The sequence below is a fragment of the Pseudonocardia alaniniphila genome, assembly GCF_022524485.1.
GTDB classification, from domain to species: domain Bacteria; phylum Actinomycetota; class Actinomycetes; order Mycobacteriales; family Pseudonocardiaceae; genus Pseudonocardia; species Pseudonocardia alaniniphila.
This window is the reverse complement of the sequence record NZ_JAKXMK010000097.1, coordinates 1-1,148: the sequence shown is the minus strand read 5'-3', so window position 1 is coordinate 1,148 and position 1,148 is coordinate 1. Positions and strand designations below refer to the sequence as shown.

Below are 1,148 nucleotides of genomic sequence, written 5' to 3'. Positions count from 1 at the left end.
CTAGTGCCTCGTCAAGGAAGGTCGCCGCTGTAATGGCGTCGGTTTGATCCGCCGCGTTCGGCCCGGGAGGCTGTCGGTGGAGGTGGTGATGGCACGGCAGCCTGAGGTGTTCGTTCGCGCGTTGGAGCCGGCGGAGGCGCAGCGTCTGGTCAAGATCGCGAGGACGGCCAGGGATCGGGTGCGGTTGCGGCGGGCCGGGATCGTGTTGGCATCGGTGCAGGGGCGTAGCGCGGCGGATGCGGCTGCGATGTTCGCCGCGACGCCGCAGTACGCGCGGGAGGTGATCCACGCGTTCAACGAGTTGGGGTTCGCGGCGCTGGACCCAAAATGGAGCGGGGGCCGACCGCGTAGGTTCGGCCCCGCCGTCCGCGAGATCGTCTGCCGGGTGGCCAAGACCTCGCCGCAGCAGCTGGGCCGGGCGTTCACCACCTGGAGCCTGTCCAAGCTGGTCGAGCACCTGGGCGAGCACCATCGGATCGTCATCAGCACCGAGACGGTGCGTGCGATCCTGCGCGATGCTGGGATCAGCTGGCAGGCCACCAAGACCTGGAAGGGCAGCCGGGACCCGGACTTCGCCGCGAAGATGGCCCGGATCCTGGAGCTGTATGACAACCCGCCCCCGGATGGGCGGGTGGTCTGCGTCGATGAGTTTGGCCCGTTGAACCTGCAGCCGCGGCCAGGTCGAGGCTGGTTCCCGCGCGGGCGCCCGGCCAGGCTGCGAGCGACCTACACCCGCGCCGCCGGGGTGCGGCACATGTTCGGCGCCCTGGACCTGGCCTCGGGGCAGATGTTCTACCGGTTCCGCGACCGCAAGCGCTGGCAGGAGTTCCTCGCATTCCTCAAGCAGCTACGGACCAGGTTCCCGACCGGGCGGCTGTATGTCGTGTGCGACAACTTCTCACCACACAAGAAAGACCAGGTCCACGACTGGTGCACGGCCCATCAGGTCGAGTTGGTGTTCACTCCGTCCAACGCGTCCTGGCTGAACTGGATCGAGTGCGAGTTCACCGCGCTGCGCTACTTCACCCTCGACGGCAGCGACTACCCCTCCCACGCCGCCCAGGAAGCCGCGCTCGGCGGCTACGTCCGCTGGGCCAACCGCCGCGCCAAACCCAAGCGGCGCTTCGCCGTCGACTCCAAGATCCGCC

The 1,148-nt window shown here is 68.6% G+C and carries 1 protein-coding gene; it reads left to right on the top strand.

The genetic code is table 11. The features are described from left to right. Nucleotides 1-88: 88 nt before the first annotated feature. On the top strand, nt 89-1,148 hold a 1,060-nt coding region (locus tag MMF94_RS43135; RefSeq protein WP_241043292.1), incomplete at its 3' end, for an IS630 family transposase.